General features: G+C 31.7%; 19 protein-coding genes and 1 riboswitch. Of the genes, 2 read left to right on the top strand and 17 right to left on the bottom strand.

Annotation, left to right across the window (positions count from 1 at the left end; all coding sequences use genetic code 11):
* Positions 1-82: 82 nt before the first annotated feature.
* Positions 83-1411 (top strand): FAD-dependent oxidoreductase, encoded by a 1329-nt coding sequence (locus tag bsdtw1_RS00860; RefSeq protein WP_183275718.1) that lies wholly within the window; start codon positions 83-85, stop codon positions 1409-1411.
* 148 nt (positions 1412-1559) lie between these two features.
* Here the strand turns inward: bsdtw1_RS00860 and bsdtw1_RS00855 are convergent, their stop codons facing one another.
* The 5 genes from bsdtw1_RS00855 to licT form a co-directional block, all read right to left on the bottom strand.
* Positions 1560-7124, bottom strand: a complete 5565-nt coding sequence (locus bsdtw1_RS00855) for a S8 family serine peptidase (protein ID WP_183275717.1) — start codon at positions 7122-7124, stop codon at positions 1560-1562.
* A gap of 440 nt (positions 7125-7564) precedes the next feature.
* Positions 7565-9037: a glycoside hydrolase family 32 protein gene (locus tag bsdtw1_RS00850; protein ID WP_183275716.1), complete on the bottom strand. Its 1473-nt coding sequence runs from the start codon at positions 9035-9037 to the stop codon at positions 7565-7567.
* Positions 9038-9047: 10 nt separating this feature from the next.
* Positions 9048-10004 carry a carbohydrate kinase family protein gene (locus bsdtw1_RS00845; RefSeq protein WP_183275715.1) on the bottom strand — a complete coding sequence of 319 codons (957 nt, stop codon included), beginning with the start codon at positions 10002-10004 and terminating at the stop codon, positions 9048-9050.
* 215 nt (positions 10005-10219) lie between these two features.
* Positions 10220-12082 (bottom strand): sucrose-specific PTS transporter subunit IIBC, encoded by a 1863-nt coding sequence (locus bsdtw1_RS00840; protein ID WP_183275714.1) that lies wholly within the window; start codon positions 12080-12082, stop codon positions 10220-10222.
* Positions 12083-12492: 410 nt separating this feature from the next.
* Complete coding sequence (gene licT / locus bsdtw1_RS00835) at positions 12493-13344, bottom strand: BglG family transcription antiterminator LicT (RefSeq protein ID WP_183275713.1); 852 nt, start codon at positions 13342-13344, stop codon at positions 12493-12495.
* Between the two features lie 659 nt (positions 13345-14003).
* Between licT and bsdtw1_RS00830 the strand changes: the two genes are divergently transcribed.
* Positions 14004-15290, top strand: coding sequence for an alkaline phosphatase family protein (locus bsdtw1_RS00830; protein WP_183275712.1), 1287 nt, complete (start codon positions 14004-14006; stop codon positions 15288-15290).
* A 417-nt stretch (positions 15291-15707) separates the two neighbouring features.
* On the opposite strand, the gene bsdtw1_RS00825 is transcribed toward bsdtw1_RS00830, so the two are convergent.
* The 12 genes from bsdtw1_RS00825 to bsdtw1_RS00770 all read right to left on the bottom strand — a co-directional run bounded on the left by bsdtw1_RS00825 (position 15708) and on the right by bsdtw1_RS00770 (position 26431).
* A complete protein-coding gene (locus bsdtw1_RS00825; protein ID WP_183275711.1) occupies positions 15708-16478 on the bottom strand; it encodes an ABC transporter ATP-binding protein in 771 nt (256 codons plus the stop codon).
* A 2-nt stretch (positions 16479-16480) separates the two neighbouring features.
* Positions 16481-17479: a FecCD family ABC transporter permease gene (locus bsdtw1_RS00820; RefSeq protein WP_183275710.1), complete on the bottom strand. Its 999-nt coding sequence runs from the start codon at positions 17477-17479 to the stop codon at positions 16481-16483.
* 11 nt (positions 17480-17490) lie between these two features.
* The gene (locus tag bsdtw1_RS00815; RefSeq protein WP_371874744.1) at positions 17491-18366 is read right to left on the bottom strand and encodes an ABC transporter substrate-binding protein; all 876 of its coding nucleotides are present in this window, start codon (positions 18364-18366) and stop codon (positions 17491-17493) included.
* A 68-nt stretch (positions 18367-18434) separates the two neighbouring features.
* Positions 18435-19031 carry a histidine phosphatase family protein gene (locus bsdtw1_RS00810; RefSeq protein ID WP_183275708.1) on the bottom strand — a complete coding sequence of 199 codons (597 nt, stop codon included), beginning with the start codon at positions 19029-19031 and terminating at the stop codon, positions 18435-18437.
* Positions 19032-19320: 289 nt separating this feature from the next.
* The gene (gene cobS / locus bsdtw1_RS00805) at positions 19321-20067 is read right to left on the bottom strand and encodes an adenosylcobinamide-GDP ribazoletransferase (protein WP_183275707.1); all 747 of its coding nucleotides are present in this window, start codon (positions 20065-20067) and stop codon (positions 19321-19323) included.
* Position 20068: 1 nt separating this feature from the next.
* Positions 20069-20623 (bottom strand): bifunctional adenosylcobinamide kinase/adenosylcobinamide-phosphate guanylyltransferase, encoded by a 555-nt coding sequence (cobU, locus tag bsdtw1_RS00800; RefSeq protein ID WP_183275706.1) that lies wholly within the window; start codon positions 20621-20623, stop codon positions 20069-20071.
* Positions 20620-21696: a nicotinate-nucleotide--dimethylbenzimidazole phosphoribosyltransferase gene (gene cobT / locus bsdtw1_RS00795; protein WP_183275705.1), complete on the bottom strand. Its 1077-nt coding sequence runs from the start codon at positions 21694-21696 to the stop codon at positions 20620-20622. The genes cobU and cobT overlap by 4 nt, the downstream gene beginning before the upstream one ends.
* Before the next feature lie 329 nt (positions 21697-22025).
* Positions 22026-22388, bottom strand: a riboswitch (cobalamin riboswitch).
* 41 nt (positions 22389-22429) lie between these two features.
* On the bottom strand, positions 22430-22837 hold the full coding sequence (locus bsdtw1_RS00790) for a hypothetical protein (RefSeq protein WP_183275704.1): 408 nt from the start codon (positions 22835-22837) through the stop codon (positions 22430-22432).
* 89 nt (positions 22838-22926) lie between these two features.
* Positions 22927-23775 (bottom strand): GNAT family N-acetyltransferase, encoded by an 849-nt coding sequence (locus bsdtw1_RS00785; RefSeq protein ID WP_183275703.1) that lies wholly within the window; start codon positions 23773-23775, stop codon positions 22927-22929.
* Between the two features lie 225 nt (positions 23776-24000).
* Positions 24001-24798, bottom strand: a complete 798-nt coding sequence (locus tag bsdtw1_RS00780) for a Cof-type HAD-IIB family hydrolase (RefSeq protein WP_183275702.1) — start codon at positions 24796-24798, stop codon at positions 24001-24003.
* A gap of 263 nt (positions 24799-25061) precedes the next feature.
* The gene (locus bsdtw1_RS00775; RefSeq protein ID WP_183275701.1) at positions 25062-25682 is read right to left on the bottom strand and encodes a TetR/AcrR family transcriptional regulator; all 621 of its coding nucleotides are present in this window, start codon (positions 25680-25682) and stop codon (positions 25062-25064) included.
* A complete protein-coding gene (locus bsdtw1_RS00770) occupies positions 25679-26431 on the bottom strand; it encodes a 4Fe-4S binding protein (protein WP_183275700.1) in 753 nt (250 codons plus the stop codon). The genes bsdtw1_RS00775 and bsdtw1_RS00770 overlap by 4 nt, the downstream gene beginning before the upstream one ends.
* Between the last annotated feature and the right edge of the window lie 38 nt (positions 26432-26469).

Raw genomic sequence — 26469 nt, 5'->3', positions numbered from 1 at the left:
TTAACAAACTCTTGTTAAAATATATACAAGCAATAATAATTATTTGTAGATAATTTATATTTATTATATGGAGGGAAATAAAATGAAGGTTGCAGTTATAGGTTGTACTCACGCAGGAACCGCAGCAATAGTAAATACAGCAAAGAAATATCCTGATGCAGAAATAACAGTGTATGAAAGGAATGATAATATATCATTCTTATCTTGTGGAATCGCATTGTATGTTGGAGGAGTAGTTAAGGATCCTCAAGGATTATTCTATAGTTCTCCTGAAGCATTAGCAGAACTTGGAGTTAAGACAAAGATGTCCCATGATGTTTTAGATATTGATTTTGATACTAAAAAGTTAAAAGTTAAAGATTTAAATTCAAGTGAAGAATTCGAAGATTCATTTGATAAATTAATCATTACTTCTGGTTCGTGGCCAATAGTTCCTAAAATTGAAGGGATTGACTTAGATAACATACTTCTTTCAAAGAACTTCTATCATTCAAACACAATCATAGAAAAAGCTAAGGAAGCAGATAGAATTGTAGTAGTTGGAGCTGGTTACATAGGTGTTGAACTTGTTGAAGCCTTCGAAGCTAACGGAAAGAAAGTTACTTTAATAGATAGTATGGATAGAATTTTAAGTAAATATTTAGATAAAGAATTTACTGATACTGCTGAGATGGCTTTTGCTAATCGTGGAGTTAAGCTTGCTTTAGGTGAAACTGTAAGCAAATTTGAAGGTGAAGATGGAAAAGTTACTAAGGTTATAACAAATAAAGGTGAGTATGAAGCTGACCTTGTTATCTTATGCATAGGCTTTAGACCAAGTACTGATTTATTCAAAGGAAAATTAGATATGCTTCCAAATGGAGCAATTATAGTAGACGAATATATGAGAACAAGCAAAGAAGATGTTTTCGCTGCTGGTGACTGCTGCTCAGTAATTTATAACCCAACTGGCAAAAGAGAATACATCCCTCTAGCTACAAATGCAGTTAGAATGGGTACATTAATTGCAAGAAACTTAGTTAAACCAACAACTAAGCACCTTGGAACTCAAGGAACTTCAGGAATAAAGATTTATGAATACAATATTGCATCAACAGGTCTTACAGAAGAATCCGCAAAAGCTACAGGCTTTAATATAAAAACAACATCAGTTACTGATAATTACAGACCTGAATTCATGCCAACTTTTGATTCCGTGACAATAAAAGTTGTTTATGAAGCTGATTCAGAAGTAATACTCGGAGCTCAACTTATTTCAAAGACAGACTTAACTCAATTAATGAATACTATGTCTGTTGTAATTCAAAATAAAATGACTATTGATGAACTTGCATTCGTAGATTTCTTCTTCCAACCACACTTTAACAAGCCATGGAGTTTGTTAAACATAGTAGCATTAAATGCTAAATAACCGTTAGCTAGTATCACTATACTTTTACCTAATTAGTGTGTTGAAATTCAGTGGTCACGCATCCGATGCTTTAATAAGCTTACGAAAAGAATTAATATGATTAATAATAAGAAAACAGGTATCTCAGAAATGAGATACCTGTTTTTTATTAATTCAATCTTTTTCTTCTTATAATAACAGCACCGCCGGCTATTGCTAAGATTCCAAATACTATAAGTATATTAGAATCAATAACTGATCCAGTCTTTGGCATTATTTCTGGAGTGCTAGTTGAAGTTGTTGTAGTTCCAGTGTTAGTAGAACCACTATTAGTACTTGTACCTGTATTTGTATTACCAGTGTTAGAACCTGTTCCTGTATTTGGTTGAGTTGGATTTGCAGCCGCTACCTTAACCCCGCCATTTAATGAAAGGAAGTAGTCACTACAATGAGTTATTGTTATATCAACATAATATAATGAACCCTTCTTATATGCAGTTAATGCATCCCCTACTTTATCCACACTCTTAGCATCAGGATTATAATGATATAAATATATAGGTTTTGATATATCAATTTTTGAAGTATCAACCGGTAATGAAACCACTGCTTTACCTGGTAGATTTCCTTCAAACTTAAATGAGAATATCTGAGAATTACCATCTAATTTCTTAATTGCATCCGCACTTGGTGCAGTAGCATTAAGTCCTAAATCTACACTTGTCTCAGTATTTGTTATATCCTTACCATTAAATGACCAAGTTACAGCTCCTAAAGGTGAGTTAGTATTAAAGCTTGCAAGTACATCTGCATGCTGTAGCACTTTAAATATTGAGCTTGAAACTGTTGGTACATTTGTTGAATCTATACTAATCTTATCTCCTGGTTTGGATTGATCGATTAAACTATCTATATACTTAACTAATGAAGCTGTATCTGCAGTAGTTTGAGCAGTAATAGTGAAATTAATGTCTTTTACGGTTGCATTACCAGCTTTATCAGTTGCAGTGACAGTAAGTTTATGATTTCCTACTGATGATATAGCCGTAGTTCCATCATAACTCTTTCCATCCAGTACTAACGCAATTGCAGCATCCTTATCAGTTGTTACCTTTGGAGTAATTACTGTATTAATATAAGTCTTTCCATCCTCTACTCCTGAAACAGTTATTACAGGTGATGTTTTATCTATATTTGATATGTCTATAGAAGATGTAGTTGAGTTCCCTGAATAATCCGTTACTTTAGCATATACTTTTCCATTACTTACAACCTTAATAGGTCCAGTATATGGTAAGTAAACACTATTATCAAAACTATATTCAACTTTATCGATATCTTTATCAGAAGAATCAGTTGCTATAGTAACATTGACATCCTTGTTGGTTAATTCAGTATTATCTGATTTCAACGTAGCAGCTTTTGGTGCAACCTTATCCTTAACTACATTTATAACATCTTCAGTTGTATTTCCAAACTCATCAACAAGTTCAATTTTTACGATACTCTTGTCACTTGTTAATGGTACTGTGTAGCTAAATGGCTTATCTGGTGATTCGCCAGTAGCTGGATATCTATCGTAAGATAGAACTGCATTTCCATTTACAAACAAGCTGTATCCGTAAGTATTATCATTAACTAATCCTTTTAATGTAATACTGTCTTGGTTAGTGTACACATTTCCATCGGCTTTAGCTACTGGATTACTTACCTCAAGTTTTGGTGCAGTTGAATCATATAATATTTTATATGAATAATTAAATACTACTGTACCCGTGTTGTCTTCAGCATAAACCTTAACTATATTATTACCTTGAGCTAGCTTAACATCAGTACTAAAGGTTAAATCATCTTTCACAGTAACATTTTGATCATTAATCTTAAACACTGGAACCTTATGATTTACCTTACCAGTTACAGTATATATATCATTCTTTACATCCTGTGGAGTAAGAACTGCAAATGAAGATAGATTGTCAAAACCTAGCATAAAAGGATCAGAGTTAACTGGAGAAACAACTGTTAAATCCTTCTTCGTAGTATTTTGATACCCATCCTCTGCTAATATCTGTATAAGTGTATTACCATATACATCTACATTAGCCGAGAACGTTCCATCATCATTTAAATCAACTGACCTTCCATTCACAATTAATTTTACTCCTGAGGAATCAGTTGCTTTTCCACTAATTGTCACACTATGCTTATCAGTATAAATATACCCATCTTCTGATACTGTTGGTGAAGTAATGCTTATAACTGGGCTTACAGTGTCTACAGAAACGTTATAGTTTTGATTATAGACCTCATCTCCGTTGGCATCTTTTGCAACTACATTTATAGTATTACTTCCTTCTTTAACCTTTATCTTTTGATCGAATATTCCTTCATCGCCAATCTCAACATCTAAACCGTTTATAGTAAGTGTTTTTACATCTGACTGAACCTGACCAATGATTTTTATAGAATCATTATTAAACTTTTCACCACCCTTTAGATTAGCCAAATAAACTTCAGGTACTGCACCTGTTTTTACATTTATTATCTTTAACCCTATATTAGATGCATAATCTGCACATGCTATCGCTATAGAATTAACAGTGTCATCCTTTAAAGGCACATCAATTGAATAAGTATCTCCTGTTAAAGTTAAGTTTTTCATTTGCTCATCAGATACTAACTCTCCATTTACAACAATAGCAAAAGTACCATCAAATCCAGTATAATTGTCTGAAGTCTTCCATTGAAGCTTATAAGTTCCGTTAGTAGCTGTTTTTTCAGATACAATATCTATTACTGGAGCCTCGCTATCAATTTTTACTGGAAGTTCTACAGATTGAGTAGATGAATTTTCAATATCAGTTGTGGTTTGAATTCTTATATAATACTGTCCATCAGGAGCTGTTTCATATTCTCCTGTTTCTGCATTATATAATGTTCCATCCCATGTACCTTGATTGTCCATAGTACCATATATGTCTTTTGCTAATTCATCTTCAAGAACATTCTTCTTAACATTATTTTCAGAAGAAATAGTTCTTATTAGATTCTTACCCTTGTCCAACACTTGAACCTGTAGATTTTTTGCATTTCTAAGCATATACAGGTTAGGCGTTACCACGTTGAATAGTGCAGTTTCTCCTTTTGAGAATGCTATCTTATCCTTGTTTATTTTACCCTCTGCATCCATACCACAAGGAATAAAGAATCCTAAAAAGTTACCCCAAAGACTAGTTGTGCCAACTATACTACTAGAGTCCCACATTGGAGCATCCACAGTTTGTAATGCTGACCAATCTCCATAGAAGCCCATATATGGTACAACTAATGATGGTGCACTTGAAGAGTCAAATTTTATATATCCTTCAACGTAATTTTGTTTTGTAAAGCCATCAGGCAAAGCTATAGTAACTGTAACTTTTGCTGTTCCATTTGCAGGAACTGTTACCTTACTTGCGCTATACTTTACACTTGCTCCACTTATAGTTTTTTCTTTCACAGCACCAGTATGTGCATCGGAAACTTCTGTTAGCACTCCAGTATCGCTTAGATCATAACTATAAGCATCCTTACCATAGTTTGTTAAAGTAAGATCAAAAGAAACGGTTTGTCCTATTTGTTTTAATGCAACCGCTGCATTGCCATTATTATCTGCAATAGTAACTTTATTTTTTATTGCAGATTCTATTTGAATTAAACCTGCTCCTTGTCTTCTAGGTGAGTATGGAACTGAATTATTATACTTGTCATACTCTATCTTAGCAGTATTTATTGTAGTCTTTTTAGCTAATTCTACTAAAGCTCTTCCAGTAATATCTGGATTATTAGCCTTAATTGCTTCTACTATTAATGCTTCTGAACCAGCTACATGAGGTGAAGCCATTGATGTACCGCTCATTGATTGATATTGATTGCTATTAGCTAAAGACCATATATTCCCACCCGGTCCAGATATCTCAGGTTTAAAATCTAATTCTGGTGTTGGTCCCCAAGATGTAAATGCTGATAAATCACTTGCATTAGGATTAGCACCTGTTGTATATTTCCCATTAAATTGAACTAAAAGTTCACTAGCTATAAGACCTTTTAGTTTTGCTCCAGAAGAATAGGATACATTTATACATGGTATAGTGACCCCTGGCTTAGCAGCTGTATTTGGAATAGAGTCATCTCCCTCAGCATTATAGAAAATAACTCCTATTGCTCCTGCAGCTTGAGCTGCAAGTTTTTTGTTTCCGAAAGTACCACTAACTTTTTGCACTAAAGCAATCTTACCTTCTAGGTCTTTACCAGAGAAATCATCTCCAGTACCTTCAATTGTGTTGTTACCTTGTCCGCAATCTACTAACTGGTATCCTGATTTACTGGTTAATGCAGTTACAGGATCAACTTCGCTCTTTGAATAAAGAGCAAGACCTGAACCATTTCCTGAACTATAGTCAAAAGCAGTTCCTGTTATATTTGTATTTTCAAAAGATGCTACTGTAATTGCATCCTTTGATACCCCTGGGCTTCCTACAGTTGCAGTATCAGTTGTTCCAAATAGATTCAACGGCGGTACCCTATTTGCTGAATCTCCTGTAGATATAGCAGAATTTCCTGCTGAAATTACAACAACAGTTCCACTATCTGTAGCATTTTTTATTGCTATTTGAGTCGGATCATTTGCATCTTGGAACCCAGCTTCTGAACCTAAACTCATATTTATAATATCTGCTCCATGAAGAACTGAATCTTCTATTGCAGATATGATATCATCATCATAAGCACCTTTACTGTCGGGATTATTTGTAAATACCTTCATAGCTAAAAGCTGTGCTTCAGGTGCTACCCCTCTTACAGTACTAAAAGTGTCAACTCCTGATTCCTTACCATTAGCAGCTACAATTCCAGCTACATGCATACCATGCATTTCAGTATTAGGATTCTTATCAACAACATCATCAGTACCATCTGCAAAATTATATCCATATGGAACTTTTACAGAGTAAAATTTTCCTGGTCCCTTTGGTGTTGTAGTTGTTAACTTAGCCTTTGACGGATCGGTAATAGTAAGATCTTTATGGGTATAGTCTATTCCTGTATCTATAATAGAAACTACCATTCCTTGGCCTTTATAACCTAAGTCCTGCCATGTACCATAAGCCTGAGTTAGAGCATCAGCAAATTTCATATCAGGATAATAAGTTCTTGACTCTGTTACACTCTTTACTCCTGAAACCGCTTGAATTTTAGAGATATTTGCTCTCTTAGTTTCAATACTGAATCCATTAACTAAGTAACCATAGGTCCTTCTAACCTTAGATCCAGTAATACTTTCTACCTTACTTATAACAGCTGATTGAGAATCCTCAACCTTCTGTATAGCTCCAGTTACTGTCTTGTTATTTATTGGAGTTGATGATGAAATCCCCTTAGCTTCCCCTTCAACAGCTGACTTTCCTTCTAGTTGAACTATTACCCTTACAACTTCATTAGGATCGTTGCCATTAAGTTTTTTTGTATCATCATCCTTAATGTTAGAAATTTGACTAGCAAGTTTGCTTGAAGTATTAATCTTGCTTGCTTTTTTAGCTTCTTGGTTTTTAATACTTTCAATCAATTTCTGTTTAACTGTGCTAGCATCAAGCTTGTCCGTTGCTTTAGCTTGGACACTACCTATATTGGTAAAGAAAGATGAAAAAAGTAAAAATGCAACCAACAAAGACAGTATCTTATTATTAGTTTTTCTCAATATATTACCCCCTTTTAATTTATAATAGGCTGTTATAAAACCCCATAATACCTAGTATTAAAGGTTTTATCTGTACTTTTAAATATAAGTTATAACCTTATCAAGCTTTCTTATCTTTATATACAAAAGCTTGATATATGAAAATAAAATTACATTTATAGTACATTACAACATTTTATTCCATCTTATACCAATTATCAATACTTATTTCTTTTCTAGGTTATTTTTATTAATTAATTAATAAAATATATATAATTTTAATATTTTTCACAGTATTATTGTTTTTTATAAAATAATTTCATTTAAGAAAACATAAAAAAATTGCTTATAAGCCTCTCATTAGTTAATTTTTTGCGCATATGCTTTTTCTAAACGTACGTAATGAAGCCCTTGCAGTTAATAAAGAATAAAAAAGCAACCTTTATGAGGTTGCTTTTTTACTAGTAAGTCCATAATGTTGCTTTATTTAGTTTCACTTTCTTGTCTTTAGCTATAAATCTTATATTCTTACTTTCTATACTTGGAAATATTCTTAAAGTAAACACTTCTTCGCCATCATTTATAAATATTTCTAGAGAAGACCTATCTGAAAAAATTTGAAGTTTTAACTTATTATTGATATTTAACTTACACTGCCTTTTACCCCCAAGATACTTTCCTGAGCTAGTTCTATCTACAGTAAATAAATTAGTTTTAGAACTGAAGTTAAGTAGGGTGTATTCCGAATCATCATCGGAACATCTTAACTTAATCCCTATATCTTGAGATTCTTCTATATCAAACTCCAAAAGTAGTTCATAAACGTCGCCATAAAAATTCTCTAAAGTTATTTCACAATTGTTAATATGGATATTTTCTACTGAAGTTTTTTCTTTTCTTAGTTTTTCTAATTCTTTTGGAACCCTCTGGTATATCTTTTCTTCCTTAAGCTCAAGTATTCTAGGTAGTGTAAGCATATGCATCCATCCAAAATCCTTAGTTGGCTGTTCCTCTTCTTCTGGCATACCCATCCAACCATACATTACTCTTCTTGAAGAGTAATCTTTACAACTCTGCGGTGCATAAAACTCAAAACCTCTGTCTAACTCATTAAAGCTTCCATGTTCCATAGCTCCTGTCATATAATCTAACTTTCCTGTAAAGTACCCTGCTTGATATCTATTATTGTATAGTATACCTTGCTCTTTAATGCCTTGAGGACAAGTTATCAATACATCCTTATCACCAATAGAAAATAAATCAGGACATTCCCACATATATCCCATAGCATTGTTTCCATTTATGTTACTACCAGAAACTACTCCAACTAAGTCCCAATCACTGAGATCTTCTGATTTATATAATAACACTCTTCCTTCTAAATCATCAGTTTGAGCACCTAAAACCATATAAAACAATTCATTTTCTTTCCACACCTTTGGATCTCTAAAATGTGCACTATATCCCTTAGGCTGAGACTTTATTATTGGATTTTGCATATTCTTTTCTATGTTAATACCATCTTTAGAGCTGCCCATACATTGGTAGGATTCTCTATTGCCTTCAGAGTTCTTTACATTTCCAGTATAAAAAATCCTTATTTCATCATTATATTCTATTGCACTTCCAGAATAGCATCCATGAGATTCATACCAGTTTGACGGCACCAATCCAACTCTTAGATCTTCCCAATTCACTAAATCTTTTGATCTTAAATGATACCAGTATTTTAAGCCGTGGTTTGTTGAAAAAGGATGCCATTGATAAAACAAATGGTAGTACCCATTAAAGAATACAAATCCATTGGGATCATTTAGTAATCCTACTTTTGGAGCTATATGAAATACAGGTCTATAATAATCACTTTCAACAACACTTATTTTTTTATCAATTTCTTCTAAAGCGCTGTCTATTAATTCTTTTTCTTTATTCAACATGAATCACCTACCTAAAATCATTAACTTCCTGTAATGTTGGTAAAGCTGCTATTGCTCCAAGTTTAGTGCATACTATTGCTCCTACTTTATTGGCGAAAGCTATTACATCTTTCATTGTATCAAGGTCTCTAACACTAGCCTTAGGCTCTTCTAGATTTGCTAATCTATATAAAACCGCTCCTACAAAGGCATCTCCTGCTCCAGTTGAATCTATAGATTTTATATTAATACTCCTTATAATATCAACAAAATTTCCATCTGTAATCATAGTTCCTTCTTTTCCTAAAGTAACTGCTACAATACTATTTCCAATTAAAGCGATTTCTTTCGCAGCCTCTTCTATATTACTTTTTCCTGATATAAGTAAAGCCTCTTCATCACTTACCTTTACAAAATCAGCGTGCTTCATGCACCATCTAGATACTTTAATAAACTCATTAGTTCTTCCACGCCAAAGGTCAGTTCTAAAGTTAGGATCAAAGGAGATAAAAGTTCCTTTAACCTTAGCTTTTTCCATTAGTTCAGTATAGGTTGCTTTTAAACTTCCTCCTAATAAAGCTGTTGCAGAACCAAAATGAATTATCTTACCATCAGTAACTTCTTTTTGTTCTAAATCACTTAGTTCATAATTTTCATCTGCTCCCCTATTAAATATGAAATCTCTTTCCCCATTATCTTTTAAAGAGACAAATGCCAAGGTTGTATTTTGCTTTTCTATAAACTTCATGTAGGACGTATTAACTCCAACAACTTCAATAGTATTCTTTAAGAACACACCAAAGGCATCCTCTCCTACACTTCCTCCAAAATAGGCGCTTCCCCCTAGCTTTGCAATGGCAGCAGTTACGTTTGCAGGAGCACCGCCTGCTTTCTTAATAAAATTACTTCCTTCAATTAAACTGCTATTTATATCAGAGCAAATAAAATCTATAAGTAATTCCCCTATACAAAAAATGTTATTCATAAAATCATACTCCTTATTAATCAAAAGATTAGTTACAGTAATTTACATTTAACTTCATTATATCATATTTGAATTTGTAAACGTATATCAATCATCACTGAGCTTTATTGCCCCATATCTCAATGATAAAATCTTAAATACATAAACTGTTTTTCAAATGAAGGCTATATATCATAATTAAGCATGCACTAATTTTAATGCATGCTTAATCAATACTAAATCGTTATCTCCATAATTTCTTCTAAACTATCTTTATATACTTCATTTGTAACACTAACAGAAGAAAAATCATCAGAATTTGTTATGATTACTGGAGTAATTGGCGAAAAGTTATTTTTCTTTACAAAATCCACATCAACTTCTGCAAGTAGATCTCCTTGCATCACTATATCTCCACTCTCTACATAAACCTTAAATCCTTCTCCATTTAACTTAACTGTATCGATACCTATATGGATTAGAACTTCTGTGCCTTTTGATGAAGTTATCGCAATAGCATGCTTTGTATCAAATACTGCTGATACTGTACCACTTACTGGAGCTACAACTTTTCCGTCCTTAGGATATATAGCTATCCCCTTTCCTATAACTCCTGAAGAGAAAGTTGCATCTGGAACATCCTTTAATTGAACAACGTCTCCAGTCATTGGGCTTTTTATAACTTCTATCACTGACTTTTCAATGTTACCTTTTTCGTTTTTACTGCTTTCATTTTCTTCTTTAAAACCTAGTATAAAAGTTACTATAAATGCTCCGCCAAAAGCTATTAACATCCCTATTATATAATTAATCATTGTAGAACCTGTTACTAAAGCTATTCCTGGTATACCAGTTACTCCTATACCACTCATTCCAACTTTCATTAATGTAACATAACCACCACCTAAGGCACCACCAATGGCTGCTGCGATAAATGGCCTTACTAACTTTAAGTTAACCCCAAATATAGCTGCTTCTGTAATCCCTAGTAAACATGAAACTGATGCTGGCATCGCAATAGCTTTCATCTTCTCATTCTTTGTCTTAAAATATACTGCAAGTGCTGCACCACCTTGAGCAACATTTGCCATTGCCCATATTGGTAGTAAGAAGTTAACTCCTATAGCCTTGTTTGCTATTAATCCAGCTTCTACTGCATGGAAGCTATGGTGAACTCCTGTAATTACTATAGTTGAGTACAATCCACCAAAAATCAATCCAGCTATTGGCCCTGCTGTATTATATAAACCTTGTAATCCAAAAGATATTCCATCACCTAAAAATCTTCCTAAAGGTCCTATTATCATAAATGAGAAGAATCCAGTTATCATCAAAGTTAAGAAAGGAGTAAGCAATATATCTAGTACGTTTGGTACTACTTTTCTAAGTCCTCTTTCTATATATGACATAATCCAGACTGCAATTAATATTGGGAGAACTGTACCTTGATAACCTACCATTCCTATATTAAATCCAAGTATGTTTATATACTTCTCAATTCCACCTCCAACATTCCAAGCATTTTGGAGATTTGGATGTATTAATATTCCGCCTAGTGCTGCAGCTAAAAACGGATTAGCCCCAAACTCCTTAGCAGCTGAAAATGCTATAAGCACAGGTAAGAAAACAAACGCAGCATTTGAGAACATATCAAGAAGCTGGAATACTCCACTCTTTCCTTCTAGCCAACCAAATTTTGTGCACATACCAAGAACCCCCATGAGAAGTCCTGATGCAACTATTGCTGGTATAATTGGTACAAATATATTAGATAACATTCTTGCAAATCTTTGTAGAGGATTCATCTTCTTTGTAGCAGCTTTTTTCTGATCATTGATTGTTGACTGTTGTATGGAAGTTCCTTTTATAAGTTGTTCGTAAACTTTATTAACTGCTCCTTGCCCTATTATAATTTGGTATTGTCCAGAACTTAAAAAAGCTCCTTTTACTCCCTCTAAATCTTCCAGTTCTTTTGTCTTTGCTAAAGAATCATTATTCAGAACAAATCTTAATCTAGTAGCACAGTGTGTAACACTTTCTATATTTTTTTCTCCTCCTAAAAGAGGTACGATATCTAATGCTAATTTTTTATAATCCATTGATTCATCCACCTTCCTATATAAGTAATGTAAACTTAAATTTTAGTTTTTAAACAAAAAAAATAACCTAAACTGAAGCAAATTATAGACTCTAGATGTATTCGCGTATCTAGACTAATATTGCTACAATTTAGGTTTTGCCTGCAGTTGTATAATTTCTATATACCTTATTATATGATATATTTTTAAGTTCTTCCTTTGCTATCATACAATATAAGGTAAATCTGAATTTAAACTCAGTAACAATCCTAAAATTTCTATTTAATTTTAGACCTAATTATTATTTAACGTATTTTATGTTTTTAATTCTGCTACGCATACTTATCAAAAAATATATCTGAAATAATTCCCTAAAGAATAAAGTTAGCTTAATAAGCCTGTAACATATTAACTACTATTTCAATAATAGTTTACATATTACTTGCAACTGATTTGTCTTTAGTAAGCCTTTGCACATGAAGAACTAGATATACTATTTCTTCACTTGTTAGCTCATAATCATAAGTAATTTTTATATAATCCCTTATCTTTTTTACACAAAGATAGGCTTCATTATACTTATCCTTTACCACTTCATACAGGCTATCGTCTCCTGACACTTCCTGCTTTTTGCCAAACATTCTTTGTGCAAAAAACTTAAGGTGGGTTACAAATCTATGAAAACTCAAAGCTTCCTCATCAACATCTATCTTATAATGATATTTCACTATACTCAAAATATCTTGTATAAGCTTTGTTATATTCATAGTGTTCGGCATACTTTCACCAAGCGTTGCATTAATTATGTGTAACGCAATGAATCCAGCCTCATCTTCTGGCAAATCAACGCCAAGCTTGTATTTAATATAATTAATAGACCATATGCCTATAGAATATTCTTTTCTATATATTCTTTTTATCTCCCATAACATTTCATTTTTAATTGGTAAACCCTTTTTTATTCTTTTCATTGCAAAGTTTAAATGATCTGTTAGAGCTAAAAAGATTACATCTTCAAATTTTTTCTCCAATGTCTTTTCTGCGTATTTTATAATGTTTCTTGATATCTCCACATATTCCATAGGTGTTTCATTTAAGAGACTTTTAAAGCGTTCAGATGCATTTTTACTATCTAGTTTAAATATCTTTTCAATATTTTTTTCTTCAATTTCATCACCTAACACTTTTTTAAATGCAATTCCCTTACCCATTATTACTTGCTCAATACCATCTTCATCAATAATTGTAACAACATTATTATTTAAAATCTTTTCTATTTTCATGTTATCACTCCGGAGATTGTATTTTATCAACTCATACCCTATTAAGATTGATAATAATAGCATCTTTTATATTCCGCGGAAATATAAAAGACCTAAATTAAAATATGCTGGAAAAACATACTTTAATTTAGGTCTTGCCTACTATGTAGTAACAATCCTAATGGATTTATTTGATTATGCTTTAATTATATCACCACTGTAAACATTGTCAAGCTATTTTTATTGCCTTATAAACGCATATTTTTCTATTTATATATTTTTCTATTTATAAAACTACAATAATATCCATTTAGTTGCAATTTAGTAGTACTTTATGTAGACTTGTCTCGCATTATAAATATTAAATATTAGTGAATGTAACACGCTAAGGGTTTAAATTTTTGTTGTACAAGCCTATACTGGAATTAGGAAACATATCATAAGATGTTATTTATATAGTTCATAACTTGATCATTAAGTTACATATGTTCAATAATCACCAAGATCCACGATTATCAAACAGGTATAACTTAATTTAAAGTATAATGACTCTCTAGGCCTAAACTATTTTCAAAATTAACAATAGTTTAGGACTACTCTAATGCATCTTTATATAAAAAACAATGTTACTAATAATACTACCATTCACTGGTATAACAAGTAACTAGGAGGTTTAATAAATGAAAGATAATCCTATTATAATAATTTCTCTAGATGGTCTTGGAAGAAAAGATTTTGAGTTTTTAAAAACTCTTCCTAACTTTAGTAAATTACTTAGTTCAAGTTCTTATTCCTATAAGGTTAATAGTATATATCCATCGCTAACTTATCCAGCTCATGTGTCAATTGTAACAGGTAAAAAACCTGCTAATCATGGTGTAATTAACAATATATTATTACAACCAGGTGTGGACTCCCCTGATTGGTTCTGGTTTAAATCTCAGGTTAACTGTGACACAATTTATGATTTAGCTAAAAAGGAAGGCTATACTACTGGCGCAATTTTATGGCCTGTAACAGGTAAGGCTGCAATAGATTATAATATGCCTGAAATCTTTGCAAATCGTTGGTGGTTAACACAGCCTATGATATCTTTATATAGTGGAACGCTTTCTTATCAGCTTTTGATGAATTTTAAATACGGCTATCTCAGAGAAGGAAAGAACCAGCCTCACCTAGATAATTTCTCTACTGAGTGCGCACTTTACCTATTACAAAAAGAGAAAGTTGATTTTCTAATGGTTCATCTTACTGATGTTGATACTAATAAACATCATCATGGTACAGAAAATGATGAGATTACTAATGCCTTAAGAAGACATGATGTAAGACTTGGAAGAATTATTGATACCTTAAACAGCCATGATTGCTATAAAGACTCTACTGTTGTAGTATTAGGAGATCACTCTCTTATGGATACAAATAAGGTCATAAAGTTAAACACATTATTTGTTAAAGAGGGTTATATAACTAAAGATGAGAAAGGAAAGCTTCAAGAGCCTAAAGTTTACCTAAATAACTGCGATGGTTCAGCCTATATCTATATAAAAGATAATGATATAGAATCGAAGGACAAAGTCATCCAGTTACTTAAAGACTATTCAAGTAACAACGATGATTGCTTAGAAGAAATTCTAAGTGGAGATGATTTGAAAAACTTAGGAATAGACAACAATTGTTCAATTATGTTAGAAGCTAAAAAAGGCTACTATTTTTCAAACGATCTAGATGGTGAAACTATAGAAGAGGTTGGAGAAAAATACGACAAAGCAACTCACGGTTATTCACCTTTTAAAGAAGATTATCAAACCTTCTTCTTGATAAGTGGCGGAAATATTAAGAAAAACTTTGATATCGGAGAAATGAGTTTGCTAGATGAAGCTCCAACTATATCAAAGATTATGGGCACTGAACTTCCTTCTCCTGACGGAAGAGTTCTCAGTAGCATTTTTAAGACTAAGAAGTAATTAAAAAGCACCACTGCAAAGCCTCCTGCTAAGTAGTGATGCCTTTTTACTGTCTAGGAAAGCATAAAATTTTTCAGTTAGCTAAACCTAGAGATTTTGATGGCCTTAAAAGTTTTTTACGGATATACAGTAAAAAACAAAACTTATTCGCCTGCCAGATTTTCCTCATATACATTCGGAAAGGCAGATGCGTAAAAAACTCACTGAAGAAGGTCGCTTCAGCGACTTTTTGGTAATTATTAATAATTCATGTGTGTCATAAAATAAAGCAAATTTAAGATTTTATGACACGTATAAATTATTATAATTTCAAGTTTATTTAAAGATGAACACTTCAATCTGATAACTATTTTCGAAACTCCTCTGGGTTCTGAGAGGACAACTTGAAAATATAAATTTAATTATGAAGTGGTACATCTATATTCTAGTAAATATTATATGCCTTACCCCTTCAATTGATACTATTTTACAACTTACTCCATAAACTTCTTCTATATTCTTATCATTTATAACATCTTCTGTCTTTCCATAATAAAATATTTTCCCGTTTTTCATCATCACTGCATGATCAGTGTAATTCAAAGCTAAGTTTATGTCATGAAGTACAGCAATTATAGTTTTTCCTAAATCCCTAAGCTTGTTTAGAATATCAATAATCTCTAATTGATGCTTTATATCTAAATTAGATAGTGGCTCATCAAGTATTATGCACCTACTATCCTGTGCTATGGCTCTAGCAAGCAAAACTCTTTGTCTTTCGCCTCCACTTATTTCTGTAATCAGCTTATCTTTTAACTGAAAAACTTCAGTTGCTTTCATTGCCTCTTCAACCTTTTTTATATCCTCATTTGTCTCAGTTCCAAGAAAGCTTATCTTATTATTTCTCCCCATCATTACTACATCATAACAAGAAAACTCCATTTCAAGCACTGTATCTTGAGGCACATAACTTATTATATTAGCAAATTCTTTAGCTTTTATCTTATTAACATCCTTGTTTTCAACAATAACCGTTCCTTCAGAAGGACTAAGATATTTTATAATGTTCTTTATCAAAGTTGTTTTACCACTTCCATTTGGTCCAACAATGGAATAGAACTTTCCCGCTTCAAAGGTTAAATCAATATCTTTCAATATAGTTACCTTATTTACATCATATTGTAATTGTATGATATCTATTATAGACATATTCACGCTCTCTTTCTTTTCCAAAGAAGATATATAAAAAATGGAGCTCCAAAAAGGCTTGTTATTGCGCCGACAGGTAATTCTGTAGGAGCAATTAGTATTCTAGCCAAGGTATCACAACCAAGTGAAAATATAGCTCCTAAAACAAAAGAAAAAGGAAATAATTCTCTATGGTTTGCTCCAACAATAAGTCTTGCAACATGGGGTATTATGAGTCCTATAAACCCTATAACCCCACTTACAGAAACTATTACAGCTATCATAATTGAGCTTACTACAATAATCAGCTTTTTAATCTTATCTACTTCAACTCCCAAAGAATATGCACCTTCATCTCCAGAAGCTATTATATTAAATTGTCTATAAAGTAGCTGAAAACTAATTGATATAACTATAACTATAGGTGCAATAATCAATATTTGGCTATAGGATGATTCATTGAAACTCCCCATGGTCCAATATATTATTCTTTCCATGGCTTCTCTATGTAAAATCATTGAAAGTGATATAACCGATGAAAAGAGAAAATTTATCGCCACACCTGCAAGTAATAATGTGGTTGTTGGGAGTTTTTTTCCTACCTTTGCTATGTTATAAACTAAAATTAGGGAAATAAAAGCTCCTAAAAAAGCAAGGACTGTGGTAAAAGCCATACCATAAGCTTCTAACCTAAAAACAATAGAAATAGTAGCACCAACTGCTGCTCCAGAAGATACTCCAAGAACATACGGATCTGCCATTGGATTTTTGAATATCCCCTGAAAAGCAGCTCCACTTACTCCAAGTCCTGCCCCTACTAAGGCTGCCAGTATTATTCTTGGTAATCTTATATTAAATATTATTTTTTCATATGTTGAATCTATATTCACACCAATTAGCTTTAGCCATATTAATCTAACTGCATCAGTAGATTTTAGCGAAGCTGACCCTACCGTAACAGAAGCTATTACTAAAACTATCAGTAAGATAAAAAGTACTGATAGTAGTCTTTTTTTCTTCATTTAACTACTCCTTAAAAAGCCTCTGGATGTAATATTTTCGCAAGTGCCTCTAAGCCGTCAGCTTGCCTTGGCCCTTGTCTAACCAACATATTATCATCAATTTCAAAGACTTTGTTTGCTTTTACTGCAGGAAGATCTTTATATCTATCTGCTTGTATAAATCTCTTCTTAGCATCATATTTATCAGATAATATTATAACATCTGGATTATTCTCAACTATTTTTTCAAAGCTGTAATTCCATCCCTTAACATCCTTAGCTATATTATCTCCACCTGCTTTTTCTATAAGCTGACCAACAAAAGTATCTCCACCTGCAGTAAAGTCCTGCTTACCAAAATCAACAACATAATATAGTTTAACTTTTTTAGAATTCTTTATTTTTTCTTCAACCTCTGAAACTTTTTTCTTCATTTCATCTACTATCTTTTGTCCATCATTCTTAACTCCTAAAACTTCTGCTGTATCTAGAATATTTTTATATGCTCCATCGAAATTATCTTCTCCATAAAGTACTGCAACCTTTATGCCTAAATCTTCAAGCTTTTTAAGTACTTCCTTAGAAAAATGTGCTCCAGCTATTACTAAGTCAGGTTTAAGCTCTGTTATTTTCTCAATATTAGGATTTTCTAACCCACCAACCTTTTCTATCTTGGAAACTTCAGCTGGGTAATCATCATAGTCTGATCTTCCTACTAAAATACTTTCCTTTTTTAAAGCAAATATAGTTTCAGTAGCCCCTGGTGATAATGTTACTACTCTTTGAGGTACCTTATCCAAAGAAACTTCTCTATTGTATGAATCAGTTATTTTTATACCTTTAACTTCTTCTTTTTTTGTTTCACTCTTTGTACATGCCATTAGTGATAAGGTAAATACTAATGCCATTATTATAATTGCTAACTTCTTTATATTTTTCAAATTTTGTTCCTCCTGAAATATGATTTAAAATCAATCTATTTATTTAGAAATTCTAAAACAGCACTGTCTTTGCATACAGTGAGCAAACTATAGCATCCATGGCTAATATTAAATTTATAGAATCCTTCATAATTAAAACCTAAAAGCTCACATAATATTACCCTTATAGTTCCCCCATGAGCCACTATTGCTATATTATCCTCTTCCTTTGATACTTTTATAATTTTTCTAATTCCTTCACTAACTCTATTATAAAAATCTTTAAAGCTTTCCCCTTCAGGAAATTTAAAAATCTTAAAATCATCTATAAAACTTTGAAACTGTTCGCTGTAATTTTTACTTATATATTTATAATCTTTACCATCCCAAAGTCCAAAATTTATCTCATTAAAACTCAAGTTTTCCTCAAAATAAATTGCACTGCTTGAAAAATCAAAAATAGCATCCGCTGTTTTTTTTGCTCTTTCCATTGTAGAATAATAAACCTTATCTACATTTATATTTTCTAACTTACTCTTTAGCTTTAGGTTTTGTAGTTTTCCTTCCTCACTTAAGGGATAATCCTTAATTCCTTGATAGATTCCATTAAGATTTCCCTCTGTCTCTCCATGCCTTATTAAAATAAGTTTCATATTATCTCCTCTTAAAGATGAACAACTTTAAAATATGGCACTATTAAAGCACTGTATTGAAATTAAATGGTTAGTCATCCGATACTTTAATGAGCTTGTGCAAAGAATTAATATGATTTTCTCATATTCCATGGCTAAAACTGTAAACTCACTACGTTCGAACAGTACAGTTTTTTAACGCCATTCCATCTGAAAAAATCATTTAATTCTAATAGCTCGCTCATATAGCATCTCCTGCATAACCATTTAATTTCAAATAATACTCTTAACCACACCGTAAAATATATGTTTAAATTATATTCTGTAATAAACAGAAAACTACCAATACAAGTACTTCATTTAACTCAACACTGGCTCCTAAGATATCTCCTGTTATACCATCTAGCCTTTTTTCTATATAGGATCTAAAGCATACTGTAAAAATAAAGCCTATAACTATAACTATAAGTCCATAAGTTCTTCCCACAGCTAAAGTTATGATTATACCCAAAGCCAATGCTATACTAAAGGTTAGTGTAGAAATCTTTCCTATAAAAAGATCTCCTAAGCCTTCTTTCTCCCTTGCATATCTTCTTTTATACATCAAAAGTGTAGTTAAAGTTCTACTAATCACTGGCGAGATTAAAAGCGCTGAGTATATGTTAACCCTTGAAAGTTCTTCAATTGCTGAAAACTTTAAAAGCATCAGTGCAACAAGTGCCAACACTCCAAAGGTTCCAACTCTGCTGTCTTTCATAATTTCAAGAATCTTATCCTTACTCCTACCTGAAAATATTCCATCGGCAGTATCACTTAACCCATCTAGATGCAGACCTCCAGTAACAATAATGTGTGATATCATAGTAAATACCACTGGCAGCATGCCATGGAATAGCTTACATGTAATTATATATATAAGTAAATCTATTGCACCTATTATAAGTCCTACTAAAGGAAAGTATCTTACTGCATCAGCAAAATCCTCTCGCTTTACCTCCAAACTTAAATTTATAGGTATTCTAGTCATAAACTGTATGATTAAAATAAACTTTCTCAATTTATTCCCCCTTAATCCTTACAGGTATACCTGACACAACTAGGTAAACTTCATCTGATTCTTTTGCTAATCTTTGATTTACTCGTCCAGCTATGTCTCTAAATTCCCTAGATAACTTGTTTTCTGGCACTATTCCACTTCCAACCTCATTAGTGACTATAACTGCTTTGCAATTAAAGTTTCTTAGACCTTTTATTAAATTATCAATCTGAAACATAACCTTCTGTTCAATTAAATCATAGTCATCATTGCCATCGTCACTTAAATTTTCTAATAATATATTAGAAATCATTATGGTTATACAATCAACGATTACACCGTTATAAACTATATTACCACCTAATATTTTTTCAAATTCAGCTTGAAAATCCTTATAGCTTTCCAAGGTATGCCAATGGCTTGGTCTTTGCTCTCTGTGCTTCTTAACTCTGTCTTTCATTTCTTGATCAAAAGGTATTGAAGTTGCAATATATAAAACCTCTGGTTCATTTTCAAGTATCGACTCTCCAAAAGAAGACTTTCCACTTCTTGCACCACCAGTTACTAACGTAATCATATTTTCCCCTCCCAAAGCCCCTTATAATCATTTAAATCTACATTACCTTCTTCAAAGGTTGCCATTTCATTCATTATCTTTGTAGAAGCTTCTAATATATTGAAAGCTAATGGGCATCCAGATCCTTCACCTAATCTCATAGATAAATCTAATATAGGATCTAAACCTAACTCTGATAAAACTAAGTTATATCCTTTTTCTATTGATATATGAGATGGAAACATAAAATCTTTAGTAACGTTATTTAACCTATAGGCTATTAATGCTGCAATTGCAGAAATGAATCCATCAATAACTACCGGCATCCTATACTTTGCCGCACCTAAATATACTCCTACAAGTCCAGCTATATCAAAGCCACCAACCTTATGCAATACCTCTATTGGGTCGTTTATATTAGGTTTATTTATTTCTAAAACCTTTTTTATAACCTTCTTTTTCTTTTCGAAGGCTTCATCCGTAAGTCCTGCTCCTCTACCTACAGCTTCCTCAATAGTGCAACCAGTTAAGGCAATTAATATTGAAGAACTAGAAGTTGTGTTTCCTATTCCCATCTCCCCAGTGCCTATCAGGTTATATCCTTCATTTTTAAGCTTTGAAACCAAATCAATTCCTATTCTAATAGCTGTAAGAGCTTCTTCCCTTGTCATTGCTTCACCTTTAGCAATGTTTGATGTACCTTTTCTTATCTTACAGTTTATTAGTTCACTATGATTTATTTCTTCATTGATACCTATATCTACAACCTTTAAATCGCAATTGTTGTGTCTTGCTAAAACCCCTACTCCCGTTACTCCTTTTATAAAATTTACTGTTTGAGTCGCAGTAACTACTTGCGGAGCTGAGGCCACACCTTCTTCACATACCCCATTATCAGAACACATTATAATAACTGCTTTCTTTTCGATATTATTATATAATTCACCTGTTATTCCAGATAACTTTATAGACATTTTTTCAAGTTTTCCAAGACTACCTATAGGCTTCACCAAGTTATCCATTCTTTCTTTGGCCTCAGCCATAGATTTTTCATTTAAAGGTTCTATATCTTCTATTAGACATGCTTCCTGCATATTAATCCTCCCCAACTAAAACTATTTACCCTTAGGCTTCAATACTATACAACATAAAAATAAAAGACCTCCCTAAGGAGGTCTTTATAATTACTCTTCGAATCAATATATCTATATTAAAACTTATAAAATAGATAAAACTTACTCTCATAATTAATAAAGCTATAATTACATAAAGTATTTTTATATCCGCACACAAAATACTCTTGTTTTTCAACAATATAAACATTATTAGCATTGTATTAAAGTTTAAATGTACTCAAACCCTAAGCAAAATAATTTTATATCAGTAAAACTTGCTTTATTAACAGTAATTTTTCCCCCCCGGAAAATTAACTTTTCTTATGGCAGGTTTTCTGGCTTTGAATCATCCTACTTTTTGCTCCTTCCCAAGCTCTTTATATAGATGTGCCAATTCATTGTAAAACTTATTACGAAGTGGTACATTCATAGACATCTAAACTTTAACTACAAACTATACCTCCTAAAAATACAAACATTGGTATACTTTGAATCTATTAGATAGACATCCTTAACTCAGTGGATTAAAACTTAAATATCTTAAGTTTTAGTGCAAATTTTGTCATCATCACAGTAACGGGGGCTGCAAAGGTCTTTCACCTTTTTCCCTTTTAACTTCTATTGAACAAATGTATTTGTGCAACTGAAGCACCAATAAGAACTTATTAAATTGTCAACTAAATTATAGTATTCATATTTATTATAGTCAAGATTACTGCTTCTTAACTTTTCTTTTATTAGTATATTGTTTTATTAGATATACAGCTATTCTTATTATTAAGTAAATTATGAATATATATAAGAATCCCCATATACCAGCTACTATATCTGCAAACTCCATATTTCCTCGTTTAGTTATTTTTTGTTCTATTTCAATACCAAAAACTATTACCAGTAGTACTGTAAAAGTATATATGAATGATATAGCTGTAATGCTATACTTTGCGAGCCATTTAAATAGCATTTGGGTTCCTGCAAAAATTAAGATACCTATGATTCCTATAATTATAAAATGAAGTTGTTTGTCCGTAAGGTTATATCCAGAGCCCTGTGCTTTTTGTATAAAAACATCATGAATATCATTCACTGCTCTCATTAGTGCTTTTATTATTGCTACCATTGATTAACACCCCCTATGTTTAGTCTTATGTTATAGCTAATGTCTAAAATGTTCAAGTAGAAAATTATTGATAAATTATAAATACTATGCTACAAAATCTTATACATTTCATATTGGGATATAGGCATTTTCTTAAATTCATTCTTAACTAAAAACCCAAAAGCTTGACTATTATTAACAAAACTAGCAGTAATCATATTTATCCCTAATTCTTTAACAGCATAATTAATTAGAGATGAACCCACTCCACTTAATCTATAATTCTTATCTATATAAATAAAACTTATCTTTCCTGATTTATTTATGCTTAGTCCACTAATAAGAATATCATCAATAAATCCTCCATAATAGTATGTATCCTTTGATAAACTTAGATATTCATAAGCATTTTGCCAACTAACATGTCCATCATATCTATGGCATATTTCTCTATACTGGCCAAATGTTATATCCTTAATAACCAGTTTTTTATTATGGTATTTTCTCAAGTTGCTTGTATTATCATTAGAGTAAAAGGATATATCATAAATTTTGCTATATCCCATCTTATTATAAAAATTGATTGCTCTATCATTTCCAACTATGACTTCTAGAAACAATTGACTACAACCTTTACTCTTTGCAATCTCTTGATGTAATTGGAAAAGTCTCTTGCTTATCCAACCACCCCTATAGCTTGGATGAATTGCTAAGCCTCCACATCTCAAAGTTTTTATTCCTTCATATTCTTTTATACCACCTAGCATTAATCCTACAGGCTTATTACTGTCATACACTACGAAAGAATATTCTTTAGAATTCCCTTCTGTACCAAAGAATCTTTCTTCAAAATCTTCCTTATTAACATTAAGTTTTATTATATAGTCCGAGAATCCATCCTGAAACGCCTTAAATATATCATCAATAGTTACATCTAAACAATTTTTATATTTTATCATATACCCCCCCCTAAACCACAAACAGAACTATATACATATTATAATCCAAATACTTGTTATAATATTACTATCTCCCCATAACTTATTACAAGTAATAGTTAAAAATTTAAAATTATGTTAATATAAAATAAAAAAAAAGTCGCTGAAGCGAGCTTTTTTTTCGCGCATTTGCCTTTCCGAATGAATATGAGGAAAATTTGGTACTGCTAAATCAGCGTATTGAAATTAAGCGTCCTTTTTAAGAACTTCTCTTTCGATTACTTCAATTACACCATTGTCATCATTGCTTTTAGCCATAAATCTTCCGTATTTCTTTAACTCATCTGGTGCATTTACCATAACATAGCTATGATACGCATTTTGAAGCATTTGGATATCATTAAAATAGTCTCCGAATACCATAGTTTCCTCATGGGTTATGTTGAACTTTTCTTGAAGGTAGTTAATTGCAACTCCCTTATTTATATCTTTTCTGAAGATATCAACCCAGTTTTGTCCCGAAACAGTAACTTGAAGTTCTTCCTTCAACTTCTTATCAATCTTTTTGTATGAATTCTCGCTTGATCCTTCTAAATCAAAAATTGCTACCTTTAAGAAATCATCTTCTATATCTTCAAGATTATCTACTTGCTTTCTATTATAATAATATTTTTGTAATTCTTTTAAGAACTTAGGATTTGTATCTTTATAATATCCATACTTCTTGCCACATACTACTGGAAAACAGTTAGGTATACTACTTACTTCTTTCAAAATTTCCATGATAGTTTCTTTAGGTAATGTCTTAGAAAATAATTCTTTTCCGTTATGAACAACAAAGGAACCATTTTCTGCAGCAAAAAGCATCTTGTCCTTAGCCTTGCCAAAGTTATCAGCTAGTGTATAATACTGTCTTCCACTTGCTGCTACAAATATCACACCTCTATCTATCAATTCATCCAAAGTATCAAAGAACCCCTCTGGAAGTTCCCCCTTGCTATTTAGTAATGTTCCATCCATATCTGTTGCGATTAATTTTATCATCAAATAACCTCCATCTCTAAACTCATATATATAGACGCTGTTAAGCATAGTGTTGAAACTAATTGGTGAGCCATCTCCTGCATAACTAATCAATTTCAATAATATCCTTAAACATAAGAAAAATCTAAATCATAGTATTATAAATATGTATTTATAATGCTATTTGAAACATCTAATAATTATTATTTATGAGTATATTTTATCATATATTAAGTGATAAATCTATGGAGGTCCATAAATGCTACTTTTTATTCCATTAAAATTTAGTATTTGGGGATTAATTCTATTTTTCCATTTGATAACTTTATCAATTTATTAAAAATATCTTCAAGTGATTTAAGTATGTGGATAGAGGAATTTTTATCTAATAGTTCATTGAAATGCTTATTTATAAATTTCTGTATTCCTCTTAAAAGTATTTCAACAACTTCTTCTGGAAAATCCACTTGAAGGCTTTCTTGTTCAAGTCCTTCTCTTATTACTCCTAAAATAAGAGGATAACATCTATTAAAGAATTCTTCCTCTAAAGCATTATTTAGCTTTAAGTTACTACCATCTCTCTCAGTATTTACAAGCATAAGGTTACTATTAGTTCCTAAAAACATTGCTTTTAAAATTGCTTCAAGTTTAGAATTAGGATCTAAATTTGAATTATAGATAGCTGTTAATGGTACTATATATTCATCTAACCGCCTTTTCAAAAGTTCACCTAGTATTTCTTCCTTCGAAGTAAAATAATGATAGAAGGTTCCTTTTGCTATAGATAGACTGTTAACTATTTCATTGATTGAGGTATTGTCATACCCCTTCTCAATAAAGAGTTCTAGAGACCTATCCATTATTTCATTTTTTCTTTCCAATGGATCTTTTACAATTCTCTTCATTTCATTTCTACGACCTTTCTATCTACTCTATCTTTTCCACAAATTCTATTTACAGCGCCAAACTTACATGCTTTACTGCATTCACCACAAAGTATACAATCTGAAGATTCCATACTATTATGCTGAACCTTTTCCATAACATTAATACTCATAGGACAACTCTTATTGCAAGCACTGCATTTTTTACAATTGCTTGGTTCTGCTTTTAATTTTAAAGAAGGAATATTAAATTTATTTTTCACTTTACTTCCTGTTATATTCAAAATAGACATTGGACATAAGTAATAGCAAGTAGCTCTCTTACCTAAGACAAGTGGTAAAACTGCCAGTAATGTTAATATAGTAAAATAGCCCATAATATTAGAAATCTTATCTACACTAACATAACCTTCTGTAAGATAAAACAAATTTAACTTGTATTCCCTACTAGAAATTAAAGCAAAAGCTATTACAAAAACCCAAGTAGCTCCAAGTATATATTTTAAAATCTTTAAGCCTTTGATTTTCTTAAGAGGCTTTTCAATACATCTATCTATTATCATCTGCCAAGCGCCATATGGACAAATATAAGCACAAAAGGCCCTACCTATAAAAAGCGATGAAACTGCCATAATTGTCCACACTAGAAATGCTCCCGATATAATCTTATTAAATAAGCCATCAATTATGATGTATGGAGAAAAAAAGTTAAGCGTAATTGGTAATGTAAAAAACATTATTAATAAAAATAGCCTTCTTTTATTTTTCATAATTAATTCTCCTTATATTAAAATATTATAATTTATTA

It is taken from the genome of Clostridium fungisolvens (genome assembly GCF_014193895.1).
Taxonomy (GTDB): domain Bacteria; phylum Bacillota; class Clostridia; order Clostridiales; family Clostridiaceae; genus Clostridium_AR; species Clostridium_AR fungisolvens.
This window is presented reverse-complemented; position numbering and strand designations above follow the sequence as displayed.

Excerpts from the sequence above, each read along its gene's own strand:
- bsdtw1_RS00860 (WP_183275718.1), top strand. The coding sequence starts at position 83 with ATGAAGGTTGCAGTTATAGGTTGTACTCACGCAGGAACCGCAGCAATA.
- bsdtw1_RS00845 (WP_183275715.1), bottom strand. The coding sequence starts at position 10,004 with ATGAATAACATTTTTTGTATAGGGGAATTACTTATAGATTTTATTTGC.
- bsdtw1_RS00840 (WP_183275714.1), bottom strand. The coding sequence starts at position 12,082 with ATGGATTATAAAAAATTAGCATTAGATATCGTACCTCTTTTAGGAGGA.
- licT (WP_183275713.1), bottom strand. The coding sequence starts at position 13,344 with ATGAAAATAGAAAAGATTTTAAATAATAATGTTGTTACAATTATTGAT.
- bsdtw1_RS00830 (WP_183275712.1), top strand. The coding sequence starts at position 14,004 with ATGAAAGATAATCCTATTATAATAATTTCTCTAGATGGTCTTGGAAGA.
- bsdtw1_RS00825 (WP_183275711.1), bottom strand. The coding sequence starts at position 16,478 with ATGTCTATAATAGATATCATACAATTACAATATGATGTAAATAAGGTA.
- bsdtw1_RS00820 (WP_183275710.1), bottom strand. The coding sequence starts at position 17,479 with ATGAAGAAAAAAAGACTACTATCAGTACTTTTTATCTTACTGATAGTT.
- bsdtw1_RS00815 (WP_371874744.1), bottom strand. The coding sequence starts at position 18,366 with ATGGCATTAGTATTTACCTTATCACTAATGGCATGTACAAAGAGTGAA.
- bsdtw1_RS00810 (WP_183275708.1), bottom strand. The coding sequence starts at position 19,031 with ATGAAACTTATTTTAATAAGGCATGGAGAGACAGAGGGAAATCTTAAT.
- cobU (WP_183275706.1), bottom strand. The coding sequence starts at position 20,623 with ATGATTACGTTAGTAACTGGTGGTGCAAGAAGTGGAAAGTCTTCTTTT.
- cobT (WP_183275705.1), bottom strand. The coding sequence starts at position 21,696 with ATGCAGGAAGCATGTCTAATAGAAGATATAGAACCTTTAAATGAAAAA.
- bsdtw1_RS00790 (WP_183275704.1), bottom strand. The coding sequence starts at position 22,837 with ATGGTAGCAATAATAAAAGCACTAATGAGAGCAGTGAATGATATTCAT.
- bsdtw1_RS00785 (WP_183275703.1), bottom strand. The coding sequence starts at position 23,775 with ATGATAAAATATAAAAATTGTTTAGATGTAACTATTGATGATATATTT.
- bsdtw1_RS00780 (WP_183275702.1), bottom strand. The coding sequence starts at position 24,798 with ATGATAAAATTAATCGCAACAGATATGGATGGAACATTACTAAATAGC.
- bsdtw1_RS00775 (WP_183275701.1), bottom strand. The coding sequence starts at position 25,682 with ATGAAGAGAATTGTAAAAGATCCATTGGAAAGAAAAAATGAAATAATG.
- bsdtw1_RS00770 (WP_183275700.1), bottom strand. The coding sequence starts at position 26,431 with ATGAAAAATAAAAGAAGGCTATTTTTATTAATAATGTTTTTTACATTA.